The organism is candidate division TA06 bacterium, from assembly GCA_004376575.1.
Lineage (GTDB): Bacteria > Hydrothermota > DG-26 > E44-bin18 > E44-bin18 > E44-bin18.
This window is the reverse complement of record SOJN01000141.1, coordinates 1-17,253: the sequence shown is the minus strand read 5'-3', so window position 1 is coordinate 17,253 and position 17,253 is coordinate 1. Positions and strand designations below refer to the sequence as shown.

Below are 17,253 nucleotides of genomic sequence, written 5' to 3'. Positions count from 1 at the left end.
TCGAAATTCCGCACCCCCTTCCCGACACCTTCGAAAATCGAAATTCGATCCAACCACTGAAACCACAAGATTACACGAGATTAACACGGATTTCAAATCGGTCCTCATGGCTGAAACCGACCCAGGAAAGAATCTTGTGGTAACCCTTGCCCTCTGAAGCCACGAGGGGCGAAGGAGGGTGGAATTTCGCAATTTCGAAGGCTGGGGGATGCGCGGATGGGAATTTCCTAATTTCGTTGTCTTCGGCGAGTCTTTCCGGCAAGAACGGTGAGAAGGAAGTCCAGGTTTAGTGCTTGGAATGGCGCCTTTATCATCTTCTTGATGCCCGATTTGAAATCGTATGCTTCTCTTACGTCAACACCAAAAGTTACGCATATTGTATACTACCTAGTTCTTAGATCTACATTCTAAGATAAAGAGCGTCCCCAGGGGGAGTCGAACCCCCGCTACCACCTTGAAAGAGTGGTGTCCTAACCGCTAGACCATGGGGACCACTATGTCTAAGATCTCAGATCTAAGATCTATGATCTCGTTTCTTGTCCTGCACTTCCCCCTTGATGCCACCCCTCCTGTCATTCTGCCCGCCCCGTTCCACGGGGAGAAGCCCGCTAGGGCGACGAAGAATCTGCTTTTTGAAAACTCCTTGCCAGCTCTCCCAGCGAAACCTGTCATTGCGAGCCAAATAGGTCCAGCCCGCCGCAGGCGGGATGAGACATATTTGGTCCTTCATCGGCGTGAGCCGAGGGAGGAGAAGCCCGACGAAGCCACGAAGGGCGTAGTCGTGGCGACGAAGCAATCTCGGGTTCAGCAGATCCTTCGGCCTTACGGCCTCAGGACAAAATATCCCTCACTCCGTCCAAGGACGGATTGGCCCTATTTCGTTTTCTATCTTCGTGTTTTCAGTTTCAAGCATGGGCCGTGCAGGATTCGAACCTGCGGCCACCGGATTAAAAATCCGGTGCTCTGCCTACTGAGCTAACGGCCCCACAATAACTTACGAGAACAGATTTCCCGCCTGTGCCATATTTGTGCCATGTTTCTTCACCGGACATTGGGCGATCCTGACACCTTCCGAAAGATACCAGTCCTGAAGCCACATGTCAACATGGTTGTGAATCCTGAGATCGCCCACTGAGATATTGAAATGCTACGCTTGGCAAAACAGGAGGCAATATGACGAGATGAATCCCCGACGTCAACCTAGCTCGTCTTCGTCTGCCCATAGCATCGGTGGACCGTGTTGTGGCAGAAGGAACAGGTTCTTCTCAATCGCTCCAGTCTGTCGGTTCCGGTAGACTGCCCGTATCGTGTCCCCTTCGGAGAAGATAACTTTCGTTTCGCTCCACAGCTCACGATACTTGCCGACCACAAGCAACATATTCTGAAGGGCGTGCACCAATCCCCCTCTGTTCCCACTAGGACTGGGCAGAATGACTACACCGGGATTGCGACGCGGAGGAAAGCGTTGGTCGTCAAGGAAGTCGCTATCATGACTCAGTAATATGCGGTCTTCTTTGTGGGCAAGGGCATAGATATCTTCATCGCCACGACCTGCAAGGGCAATCTCTAAAATACCCTTGACGTTCAGTCCTGCCTCCCGAAGTACTTCTATGGTTTCTTGACCCACACTTTCGTCGGCCAGAAACTTGGACTTCGCAGCAAATGCGCGTTCAAGGTCTCGGATTTCTTCTTCACCTATTTCTATTGCTTGCCAGCCCAATTTGATTACCTACTGTCCTTGCCGATTCGAACCTCTGTTATGTCAAGCACGTGGAGCAAAACCACAGCCCAACCGCCGAAAAGACGTATGATCGGATATTTTCTGTGGATTTCAGACGAATATTGTTTGAACTTGCCCCTTTCGAGGTCAGGCGTCGGTGCTCTGCCAACTGAGCTAACGGCCCCACAATAACTTACGAGAACAGGTTTCCGCCTGTGCCACATTTGTGGCATGTTCTGGGCGCTTCGGCTCTTGAGCCTTCGCGCTCGGGGGCATTCTACAACAAACTGCGGCCCAGTGCAACGGGTTTCATCACACCGGGGCCAAACCAGGAACTTTCCTCCCGCCGGTCAACCCAATCATGTCACCGGCAAATTGTCCCCATAATATACCCATTGACACGCCCACGTGTGGGTGATATGTTAAGCCTTACCCAAGAGCATCTGACTGAGCGAGAATATGCTCGATTCAGCAGATCGTACTGGCAAAGTATCAGGCTCACATGGCAACCTACAGTTCCAATACTTGGGACGTTAAACCAAGTTGCAGGAGAAGAGGAGGGAAAAATGACTAGAAGTTATGCTCTAGTAGCAGTGTGTATTTTGGCCGTCTCAGTTATCCCTGCCTTGGCCTGGGGATATGCCATTACACTGTCGAGTGGAGAATACGAGATTGTTGACCGAGAGGATGGATGGCAAGAGATCCTGATGAAGGACTTTGGCAAAATCTCGACCCCAGGGGGACCATGGCTTCCCACCAAGACGTTTATGATTGTAGTCCCTCCGGGAGCAACCGTTCTATCAGCAAGCATTTCTGGGAATGGCCTAACCGAACTCTCTGGGGCTTACAAGATCAAGCCAGCCCCCATGCAATTCCCCCGTGGATCGTATGACGAAGAATACGCAAAAAAGGCAAGGGAAGTCTATGATCAAAACTACGATGAAATCTATTCTTCGGATGCCCCCTACCCTAGGGAGGTCGGAAGATATGAAGGTACGGGTGATATGAGAAAGTGGAGGTTTGCAAGAGTATCGTTCTGTCCCTTCGTTTATCGACCGAAATCTGGCAAGCTTTCTGTATATAAGTCTGCCACAGCAGCGATTAGTTACTCATTACCAGCGGAGGGCAGTCCTGAATGGGAGAAAGTACAAACAATTCTATTCGACAGTGTCATGGACGATGTTGCCCGCAGAATCTTCGTTAACTACTGGGAAGCGAAGAGCTGGTATGTACCATCTTTGGAACCCAGACCGAAGAAAGAAGGGCCATTTGGGAGTATGCAAGATGGGTTCAATTATCTAATAATCGTTCCAGATAGCAGCTACTATGACGCTGTTACGCCTCTCATAGAGTGGAAGATAAGCATTGGTGACTCGCTAGCCATGTTCACAGCAACTTTCTTTGCCGATTCATGTCCTGGTCCAGACCTACAGGCGAAAATAAGAAACGGGTTGAAACTGCTCTATGAAGGCGATTTTGGACTTAAGTATGTCTTACTCGTAGGTGACATAGACCAGATTCCCATGCGGACTTGCCACATTGACACCCCAGCGCACGCCATCGACATACCGACCGATTTTTACTATGCAGAATTGTCGCGTCCTGACAGTCTGTCATGGAACAAGGACGGGGACATATTTTATGGCGAATTGGGCGAGGATACTGTGGATTTTGCGGCAGAGGTATATCTCGGCAGAATCCCATGGAGTGATACAACAAAAGTGCGGACGATCTGTGAAAGGATAGTTGCTTTTGAGGGGGACATGGGTGGCTGGAAAAAATGGGCACTACTCTTAGGCTCAATTACTTTCTATCCCGACTCGACGCATGTCAAGACTGATGAGGCGGGACTAATGGAGGATATGATAGCTGATGCAATATTTGACATATCTGAGTCTTGGAGAATGTATGAGGCGGAAGGGCATAGCCCTTCATCATATTCCTGGAATGCTCCGCTGTGTCTGGATAGCGTGCTAAGCGAATGGACAACCTATCGGTACGGTTTCGTTAACTGGTCCTCCCATGGTAACGACACAGGGGCATATAGAACTGTCTGGGTGGAGGATTACAACGGGAACGACACTTGTGAGCCAAACGAGAAGGGCGAACCACCAATCATTACAACTAGTTATCTCAGCGGCTTGAATGACGCCATCGTGTACTCTTCCGCCTGCCTGACAGGAAACCCGGACTACTACAATCTGGCACAGATGCTACTCGGTGAATCGGGTGGTGTCACTGTGTGTGCCGCCACAAGGTCTATGCTTGGGCCTTCCGTAGATCCCGTACATGGAGACGTAGGCGGCAACATAAGCTTGAACTACTACTTCTGCAAGTATGCCTTCAAGGATGAGATGAAAGTAGGGGATGCCTTCTACGAAGACAAAACCTATTACTGGACCCACTTCTACCCATCACCGCAGCCTGGTTGGCACGAGCTTATGGATTATTGGAATCTGCTTACCCTTACCCTGTATGGAGACCCTGCTCTTACTTGGCAGGGCGTCACAGGAGTTGAAGAGATCGCCAAGACCAGTACACCGGGGAGATTGATCCTGAACCAAAACAGCCCTAATCCATTTACAGTTTCAACGAAGATAAAATATCATTTGTCTGTTCCTTCTCAAGTGAGCCTCAGAATATATGATGTGTCTGGCCGAGTCGTGACGAATTTAGTAAACGAATTCTGCAAGCCCGGGAACTACGCTGCAAAGTGGGACGGAAGATCCGATGGCGGAGACGAGGTCGCATCAGGTGTTTATTTCTATAGACTTGAAGCAAGTGGACTTAGAAATACCAAGAAGATGGTCTTATTGCGCTAGTCTACGATTCTGGTAGGGTCTTACAGAGCTCTGTAAATTAGCTTGCTGTCCTTGCACATCGGTAGGCCCTTCGATGCGGCTATCTCCACGAGGCATTTATACTTGTTCGGCCCTGCTCAGTACCACCAACCCCGACGCCGTCAATGTGCTCCTGCGCCTCCCCTGAGAGGCTCAACCCTAGCAATCCGACAGCCTCCTGAAGATACTGGCGGTGAACATCGAAGATGTATGATCTCAAATCTAGGATCTCGCTACAGGGATTGAGGGTGTCGGTACTTGATGCAGTTATCTACTCCATTTCGCTTCCATCTTGTGGCAAGATCTGCGTTCCTAGATCTGGGATCATAGATGTCTCTATGCCTCATTAGTTCTTGGACAGTGCGGAGATTCACTCCGGCCATAACAGGATGTGACGCGAATGTGTGGCGGAGGTCGTGAAGATATCAAAGTGTCACGTTTGGCACCGGGGAGGCAACGGGCCTGCCGCAGAGATGATTTCCCCAGCCAAACGCACTTGACATCCACCCCTTTGGTGGTATTCTACCCATGCATAGCCTGGGCAGATAGCTGTCGGGTTTGAGCATAACAAGATGGGAAATCTGGGAACAGAAGCTGAGAACTTCATCGCTGCAATGGCGGCGAAGTTCGAGGAGGGAAGGAAGCGTATCCAAGCCCAGAGGCTTAGAACGGCAGTTACAGCAAAACTAAGTAAGCTCCTCCTTCTGAATCGAACACGCGCCGATTACCAGAAAATGCTTGAGAGAATGATCGATGAATACAACGCAGGGAGCATCAACGTCGAGCAGTTCTTCAAGAGCCTTGTCGAGTTCGCGCAGGACCTAAGTACCGAAGAGCAGCGAGCGATTGCCGAAGAGCTCTCCGAGGAGGAACTGGCCATCTTCGATTTGTTGACCAAGCCTGACATGAAACTCACGAAGAAGGAAAAGCTGAGCGTGAAGAAAGTTGCCCTGGACCTGCTCCAGGTCCTTAAACGGGAGAAGCTCGTCTTGGACTGGCGTAAACGCCAGCAGTCCCGCGCCGCCGTGAGATTGGCAATCGAAGAGAGATTAGATCAATTACCCGAATCATATTCACGCCAGATTTATGAACAGAAGTGCGAGGTTATCTATGAGCACATATACGAGTCCTACTACGGAGAAGGCGAAAGCATCTACGCCTTGGCCGGCTGAGCCCTTTTTGATAGCTTACCTGAGAGGTTAGGACTCGGGAACTGGAGAGGTGGCAGCGGCGAGAAAGGGCTATTCTAAGATAGCCGCATACGGCAGGCGAGGTATCAGGTATGAAGGTGGCTGATCTTCTGACATCACCGTCCCCTCCGGAATGGGTCCTGTCCTCCAGTAAACCCACGGGCGGTCTTGACCTCATGGGGCTGCGTGTCCCAGTACAGACGATTGAGCATGAGCTCTTGTCAGGCATAACCACAATCACACCTAGAATTCGCTATTTGTCGCTTAGAGCTTGGGTCATCAAGCAGTACGCCCTTGCTCGACTTCCAGATTCGGTTTCAGATTTCGCCGAGTTTGCTGGCAGGATAGAAGCGGCAGCGGTCATTGGGAACCTGCTTGCAGGACACCGTCCATATGGTCTCGTTGGTTACAACCGCGCGGTGAACCTCATCGAGTCAGAAGAGGCCAACCTGCCTTTGGGTCATTTGGTTGATCTACTTGCCGTTTTTTTATATGCGGGGCCAAGCGACCAGCTTCATGTGACCTTTCCTCGGCCATCAGGCGTGCCGGGCATTACGCGCGAGAGGGGAGCTCGTCTCGCTGATTTTGTAGACGAGTGTCTCGGTAAGACCGAGTTCGGGACGAAGCTCGCACGAAATGCCCGGGTCGATACACTTTCGCGTGAGGCCCTTGCCGAAGTTGGCGATAGTTTCCGATTTGACGAGGTGCCGGATAAGGAATGTGAGATTCTGTTGAGTGCCTTGATTCCAGATAGTCCTCAAGGGAGAGATTATGGCAGAGTTGCGACCTACGGGCTGCTGTTGGAGTTGGCGCAGCGCCAGGCTTCTGACGTGGTGGAAGAAGACCTCTTTCAAGTGGCGCTCGCCGAGAAGGTAGACCTACCCGCTGTCTTTCAGTCAACCATTGACGGCTGGACGCGGTACTTAGTACGCGACTCGCTTGCGACTGTGCATGAGGCTTCTCTTGAGGTCGTTGCCGATGAGCTCGCCCGGAGGCATGAAGAAGGTCAGGTTGGGAGTAAGGCAATGAATGTTCTCAGCGCTCTGACGACATGGGACACAGAGATGATGGAGCCACTCGTGAGGTTGGGTATCTGCGAACACGATGACTCCATCCTGGAGCTTCCAATCTCAGAGCTTAGCAGTCGTATTCAGAGACTGTGCAACGGAAGCAAACAACACGAAGCAGGTCTGCGTCGCTGGTCCGGGCCGCTTGATGAATGGGGCATCATTAAGGTTGCTCTTTCAGGTGGTGTCGGTCGTTTGGTTCTTCTGCCGGTGGCTTGGCTTCTGGCTGACTGGCGAGTTGGCCCAGGAGTATTGGAGAAATTGCCCGGATACGAAGCCCTTTCGTATCAGGGGTGGGCTCGTTTGGGTGCAGAACAGGTCATAATGCCTAGTGTTAGGGAACTACTCGAGGAGAATCTGTCACTCAAACATGCCGTCGTCAAGCTCGCATATGAGAGCATTAGACAACATCTTCGAGTCGCCTGGGCAAGAATGGCGTCGGATCCCAGGAGAGATGTGTCGGTCATAGTTGCCGATGGTGATCGATGGTTCTATAGAGACCGTTCTCGTTGCGGCAGGACTGCGTCTCGATTGAACCAGGCGATTGGTTGGCTTCGGCAGCTGGGACTAATAGAGGAAAGAGGAATCACCGAACGCGGTAGGGCGGTACTGGGGAAAATCCATCATTGCCTCGCTGCCCAAGGGAATGCGTGAATGGATCTTCGATCGTTCTGTAGCATGCAGGGATTCGACTCAGCGATTTGCCTGACGTATTCGTTCGACCCCGTCTTCTTTGAGCATGTAGTCCTGCCGGACCTCTGGTCAGGTGGGACAAACGGGATTCTGGTATTCGCCGATGCTCGCCAAGCCAGAGAAAGTGTTATTCGGTCGGCCCGACAACTCCGCTATCTCGGCCGTCGCTATTGCTTGGTTCCTGTCTCGACAACGGGTGCCTTCCATCCGAAGATGCTTCTGCGAATCGGTTCCGAAGGTGCAGCTGTCTGCATCGGTTCCGGAAACCTCACATCTGGGGGATGGGGAGGAAACCGGGAGCTTGTGACAGCCTGGCATGTCGAGAAGAACGATTCTTCACAAGTGGCAGTCGTTGACTGGCTCTCCGACGTACTGATGGAGTATACAAGAGACAAGACGGCACTCGATGTACTCACCCTCATTCGTGATCGACACTGGCTTCTCGGAACTCCAGGAGCAGGAGATAGTCCGATCTTGCTCTCGCACAAAGGGAAGAGTATCGGTCAGCAGTTGATGGACAGATGGCAGGGACGTCGCTTTCGACGGTTGTGTGTCTTGACTGGATCAACTGATGCTAACGGTGCAATGATCAAGTGGGCAGTGAACACGTTCGGCATCAGTGAAGTCCTGATAGGCTTGGATCCACAGAACGCGGGTTTCATTCCCTCCTCCTTGGCCCGTATTGGCTGTGCGGTCAGGCTCATCCCTCTCTCTCCATCACCGTGTCCGCATGCCAAGCTGGCCTGGTTTGAGGGTCCGGATGGCTATGCGGCAGTCGCAGGCTCGGCGAATTGCTCGGCATCTGCTTGGTCGATTGCCCCCAACTCAGGGGGTAACACTGAGTTGGTCGTGGTGTACGATAGCTGCAGAAAAGAAGATTTCTCCTCATTCCTGGAGCTACTCGAGGGTGATTCATTTGAACCAGCTGCCACGCCAGGGCTCGGTCGGAGAAGGGAAGCTGAAGAAGGATCCGATGCGGACGCCGAAGCTCATGATTACAGTCTTGTGTCCCTGTCGCTCAATGGCACAATAGGGCGACTGATCGCAGTTGTTGAACCGGGCATACCTGAGGGGGCCGTGGTCTATGCATGTCTTGGTGGCCTTGAGCTTCCCTTGGACAGGGCCGGTCTGAAAGGCAGATCTTGGGTTGGCCCCCTGCCGGACCTCCATCCATCAGTCACAACGGTTTTTGGTCATCTGATAATACATCAGGACACCAAGATCCAGCATACCGATGTCCGGTGGCTCGATGAAATAGACGAATTGCGTAACTCCTTTGGAGCACGCCATGCTGCATCCACGGTCAGAGAGCTGGCAAAACTCGGGACCACTTCTGAATACAGAAGACTCTTAGAAGACTTGGCTCGTGTGATCTCCACCGTTCTGGGTGAATCGACATCCTTCCCGGATCCACCGGCGGTCGGAAGTGATACGGAGGGCGAGTCGCAAGAGACGCAGGAAGTGATGCCTGTCAGTCCAGAGGACTTAATCGTCAGTCTCGATGAGATTGAGGAGCGGGAGTCTCAGAAGTCATCGACGGCGCCAGGCCTGTCGCTAGCCCTCCTGGGTGTTATGAGGGTTCTTTTTGCAGAGCCCGAGCACGTGTCCGAGAACGTCACCGAGGGTCTCACAACAGCTTCGATTGACGAGCCAATCCATTCGAGCCGCGAAGTGGGCTCTTCGCGCTCTCAGGATGGAGAAAAGCGTCTACCCTCTCAAGACCTTCGCAAGCGATTGTGTGACCAAATGACAAGATTCTTGGAGAAGTTTGGCGGGGCAACGTTCTGTGAGAGGTGCACCGCCACTCAGATGGTTCAAGGAGCAGCTCTACCTCTGGCCGTGGCTGCGGTAGGGATCGAAGGTGAGTGGTTAGACACAGGGACTGCGAGCGAATGGGCTGTCACAGTATCCGACATTCTTTTCAGGACTATGCATACGTCTCATGAGGATGAGCCCGTGGGCCTTCTGGCAAAGGTAGAAGTCCGCTACGATAGAGAGAGAAGATCTGAAACGTATGCCCAAGTCGTTGGTGATGGAGCACTATGGGTTTCACTCGCAGCGGCAATTAACTGGATAGCTTGGGACCAATCAGGCCGTGGGCTTGAGAAAGCCCTTATGCTCCGGGAAATCTATTCAGGGCCCCAGCTATTCGCCAGAGCAGACCAAAGAAGAATAAACCTCTTGGTTTCGCGTCTTCACATGAAGGACACGGACAGAACCATCTTGCTGAAGGCTAAGAGAATGACTGATCAGCTGAGACGGCTCGAGTCGTATCTGATCGACAACTTCGGTTCCCTCAGGGCGCTTCAAGAACGCAAGACATGCTGTACGGGAGATCCACTGTGGCATGAGACGGGCGGGTACGGGCGAGCCGCCGAGAAGTCCGAGATTGTCGAAGGGGGTAGAATCGATATCTACCGACGAGAGAGGGCCCAGGTGGTTATGGTTAAATCAGACTTCTACTTGAACCTACGCCTCCTCGCTGAAATCGACCCCAAAGTAAGGAAGCTTCTTGCGCCGTTTGGACAATGTTGGCCCTCATTGCAAGAATAGCCTGAAGGTTTTGGATCCTGCCACGTATGTCAATGTGTCACTTTCTGCGTCTCTCTGGAGAGCCTAACGCTTAGTATCCCCACAGCCTCCTGCAGGTGTTGCTGCGACAGGTGGGAGTAGCGCATTGTCATTTTGATGGCTTCTGCCGAGGACTTTGTGAGTTTCGTGTATTATGTCAGTAGGAGGGAGCCATAATTGGACAAGATCGACTCATATTGGGATTGGGATGGGCTGATTTGTCGGACAAAGGAGACACCTGACGGAAAGGTGTATGCGGAGGTCTTCGATCCCAAGACAGGCGAATGGGGGAAAGAGATGCCCGTCACTGAGCTGATGTTCGCTTCCCAGCTAACCCCAGAAGAAGCCGAAGCTCGGATCGCTAGACTGCTGTCTTCGGAATCCTGAGGTTTTCTGGTTCTTCCTGGCCTCTTCGCTATGTCGCTCCTGGCCAATGCTTTGATGGGACCGGCTGCGGTTCTGGCCGGCACCATTGACTATCTGACCAACCCTTTTCCAGCGCCGAACCACATGGCAAGGCATAGCTTCATGAAATCCTGTGGACGGACCCCTGTGATCTCCTTGAATGTCTTGCCTATGTCAAACCTACAGTCCGCCCTGCAAAAGAGCCGAATTGTTGATTCTCTCTGAGAATTGACTCACCCTCCGGAGAGCATTACCCTCTGGTGATAGGCTTCGGGATATCAGCGCAGGAGGGCGGAGATGATCTTCAGGGAGTGGTGGACGACTATCCGATGCCTGGGTGTCTAGGGCTGGGGCAACCAGAGGATCGGCATAGAGTTTGCGATCTCCCCTGATACGGCAAGAGCGCCACGAGCGCCTCGCAGACAACGGGAACGACGAGTTTTTGTGTCTGCAATCCGCTCATCGCGTTGAGGCCTGCTGTTTCCCTTGTTTGACGTTCAGACGGCTCGCCACCTTCTCGCCTGTGATATTCTGTCCTGGACCCGTAGCCGGCCTTTGCCTGGCGGGGATCCGTGTCGGCAAGAGGAAGAATCTTCCCTTAGCACGCAAGAGCGACGTCGACAGACGCTAACAGAGTCGGGTCGTCGCCATTCCGGCATAGAGAATGCCTCGTACTGAGTTCTTACTCAGGAGCGTCGTCATCACCGAAGACCTTTCGGACTTCAGACTCGAAATCTTTAACGAGGAAAGTAAGAATCCCACCCTCCGCCCGGCTGCGGAAGGCCTCCACCAGAGATCTGTAGTACCACCGCTGAGATTCCTCTGGAGCGTCAAACCTTTCCCAGATGTCCTCTCCCATCCTGTCACAGTCCTCTCGAATGGTTCGGATGTTGTCAAGCTTGTCAGCACATTCAACGAGAAGGACTTCCGATGGGGCGTCCTTGATTCGCTCCAGAGTCTCCTCTTTGCGTTTTCTCCAGGGACGGGACTTGTCCCTCTGGGAAACCGCCTCAACGATTCTGGCGACCCTCTTGCCGAAGCATGGTTCGATGTCCTCGAGTGTCCGGCCTGTGTCCTCCACCACATCGTGCAGGATGCCAGCCACGACCACCCTTTGGGGACATCTGTGGCGTATGAGTACTGCGGCGACGCGGATTGGATGGACTATGTACGGGACCCGGGTGCCCTTTCGGAACTGCCCCCTGTGCGCCTTTACCGCAAACTCGATCGCATCAAACAGAATCTCTGAGTGGTTCTTCTGATTGGGCATATAATCCCCCGGGCACGGGCCATTAGTTCTCCTACGTTGAAGATATGTCAGCGAGGTCCCCCGGTCAACAACGTTGTCTCCTTTATGCTTTGGAGCGACTGCAGGTCCCGCCCAAATCGAACGGCTATCACAACTCCGGGTGTGGCCAGCCGTCCGTGGGAGCTTGTTTCTCTCATCATTCGAGGTACAGCCGCCTCCATTCGCAGAGGTTCTGTCGAAGTAGCAGGATTCAATCAAGAGGAGCCAGGATCAGGAGATGGAGTCGTTTTCCTCGGTGGTGGAGGGTGAACGCAGCTGCCTCTGCATCTCGCCGGAGAGCCTTAGTCCTAACAGCCCCACTGCTTCTTGAAGGTGCTGTTGGGATAGGTGGGAGTAGCGCATCGTCATCTTGATAGTTTTATGACCCATGAGCTCCTGGATTGTGCGGATATTGGTGTCGGCCATTGCTAGATGTGAAGCGAAGGTGTGGCGGAGGTCATGGAATGTGAAATCGGTTATGCCTGCTCTCCTGCACGCAGCTTTGAAGCCTCTGTAGACCTTCTCATAAGGCTTGCCGTCCTTGTCGCAGAACACGAAATCTCCACGGCGCCGTGCATATAGCCTTCTCAGTTCCCTGTGTAGCGGCTCATTGATTGGTACGAGCCTTGGCTCGTTGTTCTTGGTCTGTAGCACCATTATGGTTCTGGTTCTCAGCTTCACATTTGCCCACCTTAGGCCTAGTATCTCTGATTGTCTCAGCCCTGTGTTCAGAGCGGTTACTACTATCGGCTTCAGGTAGGGGGGACACTCCTTCAGTAGCTTATCTATCTCCGCTGGTTCAAGAAACCTCACTCGCCCCGGAGGTTCCTTGAACATCTTGATACCCTTGGCCGGATTCTCGTTCAGGTAGCCCCATTCCACCGCCTTGTTGAGCATGTGCCTGAGGCAGGCGAGCTCTCTATTCACGGTTGACCCCTTCACTCCTCCCTTTTCCACCCTCTCCGTCATGTATTGCTCGATTTGTCTGAGGGTGATGGCAAACAGGTACTGATCGCCAAAGGCTGCTGTTAGCCACTTGAGACTGAGGGCATCTCGTTCTGAAGAGCTTGTTGCCTTATGTGTCTTCGAATACTGGAGATACTCAGCGGAACAGTCCCTGAACAGCACACGAGGCCGCTCCTGGACACCGAGATTCTCCCCTTTGGCAATCTTCACTTCAATGTCTTTCAACGCCAGCTCGGCCATCCTCTTCGAGCGACCCACGGCCCTCCTGATACGTCGACCCTTGTGCAGGTAGTCAAGATACCAGGTCTTGCCTCGTCTATAGGTCCTCATTGCCGTCTCCCCACCGGAGGAATGGCACAAATCTGGCACAGTCCAAAATCAGCCTTGTGTAAGTGCTTGCTAATCAACAGATTCGCACCTCGGACCACCGGACTGCATGTCCAGTCAACCGTCTCAGACTCCTCCGTCTTTTCACCAATGTTCTCAACATCGACTCATTTTCTCTACTATACACAAGCTTTTTCAAAATCGCCGAAGAGTCGAATGTGATTTTCTTGATTTTTCCTTGGTTGCCCAGTTCCAGACTTCCTCCTGAAGTTTGGTTATCTTCCCGTGAGCCTTAGACGAACCTAGATGTACTTCACCGGTTCGTCATTCGCTTCGTCAGCCTCGTCAAGGTCTCCCAAGGAGGAATGCATGGTTCTCAAGGTCTTGTAGCATGAGCGAATACCGTCTTCATAGCAGATGCTTTGGAAGACTTCCAATGCTTCACGGAGACGGATAACCGCCCTTCTAGTGTGTCCTAAGGCGTAGAGGGCGATGCCAGTGTAGAATCGACATTCGCCTTCTCTCTTTCTGTTCTCACCTTGGATAGAGTACTCCAAAGCTCTGGTCCAAACCTCCAGTGCAAGTCTCAAAGATCCGAGAGAGTGGAGTGTCGCCCCTATGTTCAAGAACAGGCATCCCAGGCACTCTGACGGGGCCCCCGACAGTCCCTCCAGAAGCCCCACGAATTTCTGCCGTATCCGGTTGTAAGAATCGTTTGATTCATCAACGGGGTGTTCCACAGGGCTCATTTGAACTCACCTCCTTGGTCAGAGTTACAGCAAATCAAGGAGCGAATGTTTCTAATCCTGCTACGGCAGATTCTCGTCGATAGAACCGTTTTGCAGGTCCTAAGTAGCCGCCCCTTTGGAGAGGAGACTACTCCTGTTGCTGTCCTGTCGTCGCTAGCGGTCAGGACTGTGTGCATGCGGCGGCTCGTGTGTCACGGTCGTTCTTGGGAGTCTCTACGGGCAGCACTGAGCCTGAGGGCTCGGTTTCCAGGCCCTTCCTCTTGGAAACCATCCTGTCATACACTACAGGCAATAGATCCCACATCCTGTTGAGAAGTGGCACAAATCAGGCACAACGGGAAAAGCCACGCATGTAAGTCACGGTAGCTGAGTAGATTCGGACATAAGCATACTGCATTGCATATCCGATAACCTGTGCCGAGTCCACAATCATTGGGGAATCTTCCGGGCATTATTCACCCCCATAATACTATACATTGAGTTTTCAAAATCTTTCCGGGGCGTATCTATAGTGCCCTTTGGCAAGTGTGCTACATTATCACCTGAGACGCATGCTCTCTGGACTCCGGCAGGTATGGGTCATCTTCAGGGTCGAGGTACACACCATACTCCCCTTCTATGAGCTCTGGCGCCTCGAACCCGCACTTCGCCTCCCACTCGATAGCTGTTCTCCTCAGAGAATCCGAACTGTGGGTTCGAATCGCCTGTTCATAGCCATTCCCGCAGTATAGGGTCTCGCCTTGGTACTGGTTATTGTGCCAGCACTGCAGGTGCTGCATCCCCTCGAACTCGGTCCTGCGAGACTTTCCGATCACCGTCCCGATGGCATTGACCGTCAGTCCGTCCATCCGTGACACGTCAATCGAGCTGCCGCAGGTGTATAGATGAGTGCGGAGCGAGAACTTGCAGCTCGGAGAACAGTGCTTCAGCTCGTTCCGCGCGGTTTTCGCAACGTCCGTATCTTCGACGTATCGAGCTACCCTCATCTGCCTCTGTTCCCTGGCTCAGTGAAGTGAGAGCCGGCGTGGTGAATGACGGTTAGCCGTTTGGGATTCTGTTTCTTCGTCCTCTTGCGGAACTCCACAATCCTCGCTTCTCTCCAGGCACTGTATGCCTCCTCGGTGACGAACCGCGTCCCGCCGTCCCCTTTGTACTCCGGCGAGAACGCAGAACGCGGAACGTTGAACTCGCGTCCGTCATCGAGCCGGATGTCAACGGAGATGCCCCACCCGGCATCTTCGCAGATCCTGACGATTACTCCCAAACCCGGAGGATTCGCCATGTCTCCGTCGTAGTAGACCCTTGCACCTTCTTCGAGTTTCATGGGACTCCTCTCTTTATCCACTAATACTATACACCGGGTTTTTCAAAATCTTTCCGCCCATCGCCCTGCCGACCCTACCCTCTATCTGCAGTCCAGTCCGACGTTTCTCTTTCGACGGACGTAACGAACCTGCCCAGTCTATGGACCCGGAGATGATCCTTCACGAACATTGCCCTCGGACGTACTGAATGCAGGTCCGCCTCTTCTGTGTTCAACCAGCGCCTCGCAGACAAGTACTTCTCGAAACCAACGATACCAGATGGACTGCTGGGCTTTATTCTCCACTTCCACAATCTTGCCTTCTATCTCTGCTCCCTCGCATTGGATGTTCAAGCAACTCTTGTTGAGAACACTCAGCACAAAGGAAGCAGAACCTCGGTGAGCAACATCTTGTAGACCCATGTTGCCCTGAAAGCATCATAGATACCTCTCGTAGAGCCTTTCTGGAACCGGGAACAGCTCAGAATCAGGAACAATTAGACAGAAGAGAGCGACAACGACATCATGATCCGCGGTTTCACATCCGTGCTCCGCCGACGCGCGTGTTCGGAATGGGGTTTGGGCGAGCTCGGCACATAGGTCTTGCCGTGAAGGCTTATCTTGATCCGACGGGTCGCCCCAGTGAGTGAATATATCTTCGATGTGAACCACCTTGAAATCATAGACTTCTTCGTCCAATACCCTCAAATCCTCAAACCTGCAGTTGTGGAAGACATCAAAAGGTAGCGTCCTCAAAGGATAGAATCACCCCTCTCTTGTACTTCGGTAGACACCATCTCTCCTCATCACTGAAATCGAGCTTTCGATCCTGCCCCCGAATGGACATTCAAGATTGCTACGGGGCGGAGGTCCTATTCTCCTTTCTCTGACAGGAATGTCATTCGCCGGACATTCCTCGCATAAGTTGAGAAGGCCCGACTTCCGCCAGGTTTTGGAGGCACAAATCGGACTGTTGAGCTGCAGAAACCCGTCTTTTATCTGTGTCAAGACTCTTGTGCTGCATCGGGTTCTTGAGTAGAACCTTCCGCTTATGGGTGCATCGTCCACTGCAGATCTGCCGCCATCCTCGGAAGATTCGGTGTAGTTATCCTCGAGCACGTCCACGAACCATCTACAGTCCCGAGGATCTACCTTCTCATCTATCATCTCAGCCCCTCCAGTCTCTAACAACGCCAGAAGTTCGGCCAGCTCGGGTTGAGATTCTGCGCCGGACATCCATTCTGGTGTACCGCCCATGGGTTCATTGTCAATCTGGCGGCCTTCACTTCTTTCCAGGTCGATGACGGACCGAAGCATCTCTTCGGGTCGTTCTATGAGGGGACCAAAGCTGGGATCGTTCTTACGTTTGAGGGCTCTCAACATGCAGATGATTTGTGCCCTGATGAATTGCCTCTCCCGCCTTATGTCTTCCCATTCCTTACTCAGCTTCGAGTAATCCCGCGGATTCCCAAGCATACTGCCCTCCTTCTTCTATTCCAAACTCATTTGCCTTAATCTACTCTTCAGACTCGCATGTGTTTACCTGCTGCTCAGAATGGTTGTCGTTCAACCTTAGCTACGAAGGAGACGAGATCGGCAATTATTCGGACAGCCTCTCTGGCTTCCTTCTCGGACAACTCAATACCGAAGCGCCTCCTCCAGAATAGAATCGTCGGTTTGATCATCCTTTGCTCACTCTTCAGAGCATCGTAATACAGCTTTTCATCTCGGTTGAACATCGTGCCCTCCCATGAAACAGGTTATGTCAAGGACAAACCCTCTTGTTTGTCCGCTGAGCGAGCCGTCCGGTGACGACTCTTCATGTGTCCAGCCACATGCTGCTTCCCCTTTCCATTCTCTGGAAAACAGTCGGCCTTTTGACCAAACTCCCATAGGTGACCGTCTATACGGTTACAACACAATCTCGGACCTCCGGCGGTTTTCTCGACCTGCAGCTGCTGGCCCAATCCAGGATTTCTCTTTCAGTGAGAACCTGCATAGCGAATGACGGTTAGCGGTCTGGAATTCTGCTTCTTTGCGCTCTTGCGGAACTCCACAATCCTCGCTTCTCTCCGGGCCCTGTATGCCTCCTCGGTGACGAACCGCGTCCCGCCGTCCCCTTTGTACTCCGGCG

At 52.6% G+C, this 17,253-nt stretch carries 15 protein-coding genes, 2 tRNA genes and 1 pseudogene; 5 read left to right on the top strand and 13 right to left on the bottom strand.

Annotated elements, in window-relative coordinates:
• Positions 1 to 420: 420 nt before the first annotated feature.
• From E3J62_11460 to E3J62_11450, 3 genes are all read right to left on the bottom strand, one after another.
• Positions 421 to 492 (bottom strand) — tRNA-Glu (locus E3J62_11460).
• 420 nt (positions 493 to 912) lie between these two features.
• A tRNA-Lys gene (locus E3J62_11455) sits at positions 913 to 985 on the bottom strand.
• Between the two features lie 210 nt (positions 986 to 1,195).
• A complete protein-coding gene (locus E3J62_11450) occupies positions 1,196 to 1,720 on the bottom strand; it encodes a hypothetical protein (protein TET44045.1) in 525 nt (174 codons plus the stop codon).
• Between the two features lie 419 nt (positions 1,721 to 2,139).
• Here E3J62_11450 and E3J62_11445 point away from each other — a divergent pair, with 419 nt between their 5' ends.
• Complete coding sequence (locus E3J62_11445; protein ID TET44044.1) at positions 2,140 to 4,542, top strand: T9SS type A sorting domain-containing protein; 2,403 nt, start codon at positions 2,140 to 2,142, stop codon at positions 4,540 to 4,542.
• Positions 4,543 to 4,793: 251 nt separating this feature from the next.
• Here the strand turns inward: E3J62_11445 and E3J62_11440 are convergent.
• Positions 4,794 to 4,979, bottom strand: a pseudogene (locus E3J62_11440) (hypothetical protein).
• Positions 4,980 to 5,132: 153 nt separating this feature from the next.
• Here E3J62_11440 and E3J62_11435 point away from each other — a divergent pair.
• The 4 genes from E3J62_11435 (at position 5,133) to E3J62_11420 (ending at position 10,468) form a co-directional block, all read left to right on the top strand.
• Positions 5,133 to 5,732 (top strand): DUF3387 domain-containing protein, encoded by a 600-nt coding sequence (locus E3J62_11435; GenBank protein TET44043.1) that lies wholly within the window; start codon positions 5,133 to 5,135, stop codon positions 5,730 to 5,732.
• A 110-nt stretch (positions 5,733 to 5,842) separates the two neighbouring features.
• The gene (locus E3J62_11430; protein ID TET44042.1) at positions 5,843 to 7,471 is read left to right on the top strand and encodes a hypothetical protein; all 1,629 of its coding nucleotides are present in this window, start codon (positions 5,843 to 5,845) and stop codon (positions 7,469 to 7,471) included.
• The gene (locus E3J62_11425) at positions 7,472 to 10,063 is read left to right on the top strand and encodes a hypothetical protein (protein ID TET44041.1); all 2,592 of its coding nucleotides are present in this window, start codon (positions 7,472 to 7,474) and stop codon (positions 10,061 to 10,063) included.
• 195 nt (positions 10,064 to 10,258) lie between these two features.
• A complete protein-coding gene (locus tag E3J62_11420) occupies positions 10,259 to 10,468 on the top strand; it encodes a hypothetical protein (protein TET44040.1) in 210 nt (69 codons plus the stop codon).
• Between the two features lie 700 nt (positions 10,469 to 11,168).
• Here E3J62_11420 and E3J62_11415 read toward each other — a convergent pair.
• From E3J62_11415 to E3J62_11375, 9 genes are all read right to left on the bottom strand, one after another.
• Positions 11,169 to 11,756, bottom strand: a complete 588-nt coding sequence (locus tag E3J62_11415) for a bifunctional (p)ppGpp synthetase/guanosine-3',5'-bis(diphosphate) 3'-pyrophosphohydrolase (protein ID TET44039.1) — start codon at positions 11,754 to 11,756, stop codon at positions 11,169 to 11,171.
• Between the two features lie 249 nt (positions 11,757 to 12,005).
• Positions 12,006 to 13,070, bottom strand: a complete 1,065-nt coding sequence (locus tag E3J62_11410) for a site-specific integrase (GenBank protein ID TET44038.1) — start codon at positions 13,068 to 13,070, stop codon at positions 12,006 to 12,008.
• A gap of 299 nt (positions 13,071 to 13,369) precedes the next feature.
• Positions 13,370 to 13,816, bottom strand: a complete 447-nt coding sequence (locus E3J62_11405; GenBank protein TET44037.1) for a tetratricopeptide repeat protein — start codon at positions 13,814 to 13,816, stop codon at positions 13,370 to 13,372.
• 530 nt (positions 13,817 to 14,346) lie between these two features.
• Positions 14,347 to 14,802, bottom strand: coding sequence for a hypothetical protein (locus tag E3J62_11400; protein TET44036.1), 456 nt, complete (start codon positions 14,800 to 14,802; stop codon positions 14,347 to 14,349).
• Positions 14,799 to 15,140, bottom strand: coding sequence for a hypothetical protein (locus E3J62_11395; GenBank protein ID TET44035.1), 342 nt, complete (start codon positions 15,138 to 15,140; stop codon positions 14,799 to 14,801). The genes E3J62_11400 and E3J62_11395 overlap by 4 nt, the downstream gene beginning before the upstream one ends.
• 138 nt (positions 15,141 to 15,278) lie before the next feature.
• Positions 15,279 to 15,542: a hypothetical protein gene (locus E3J62_11390; GenBank protein ID TET44034.1), complete on the bottom strand. Its 264-nt coding sequence runs from the start codon at positions 15,540 to 15,542 to the stop codon at positions 15,279 to 15,281.
• 15 nt (positions 15,543 to 15,557) lie between these two features.
• Positions 15,558 to 15,875 carry a hypothetical protein gene (locus E3J62_11385; protein ID TET44033.1) on the bottom strand — a complete coding sequence of 106 codons (318 nt, stop codon included), beginning with the start codon at positions 15,873 to 15,875 and terminating at the stop codon, positions 15,558 to 15,560.
• 9 nt (positions 15,876 to 15,884) lie between these two features.
• Positions 15,885 to 16,595, bottom strand: a complete 711-nt coding sequence (locus tag E3J62_11380; protein TET44032.1) for a hypothetical protein — start codon at positions 16,593 to 16,595, stop codon at positions 15,885 to 15,887.
• A gap of 74 nt (positions 16,596 to 16,669) precedes the next feature.
• Positions 16,670 to 16,858: a hypothetical protein gene (locus E3J62_11375; protein ID TET44031.1), complete on the bottom strand. Its 189-nt coding sequence runs from the start codon at positions 16,856 to 16,858 to the stop codon at positions 16,670 to 16,672.
• Between the last annotated feature and the right edge of the window lie 395 nt (positions 16,859 to 17,253).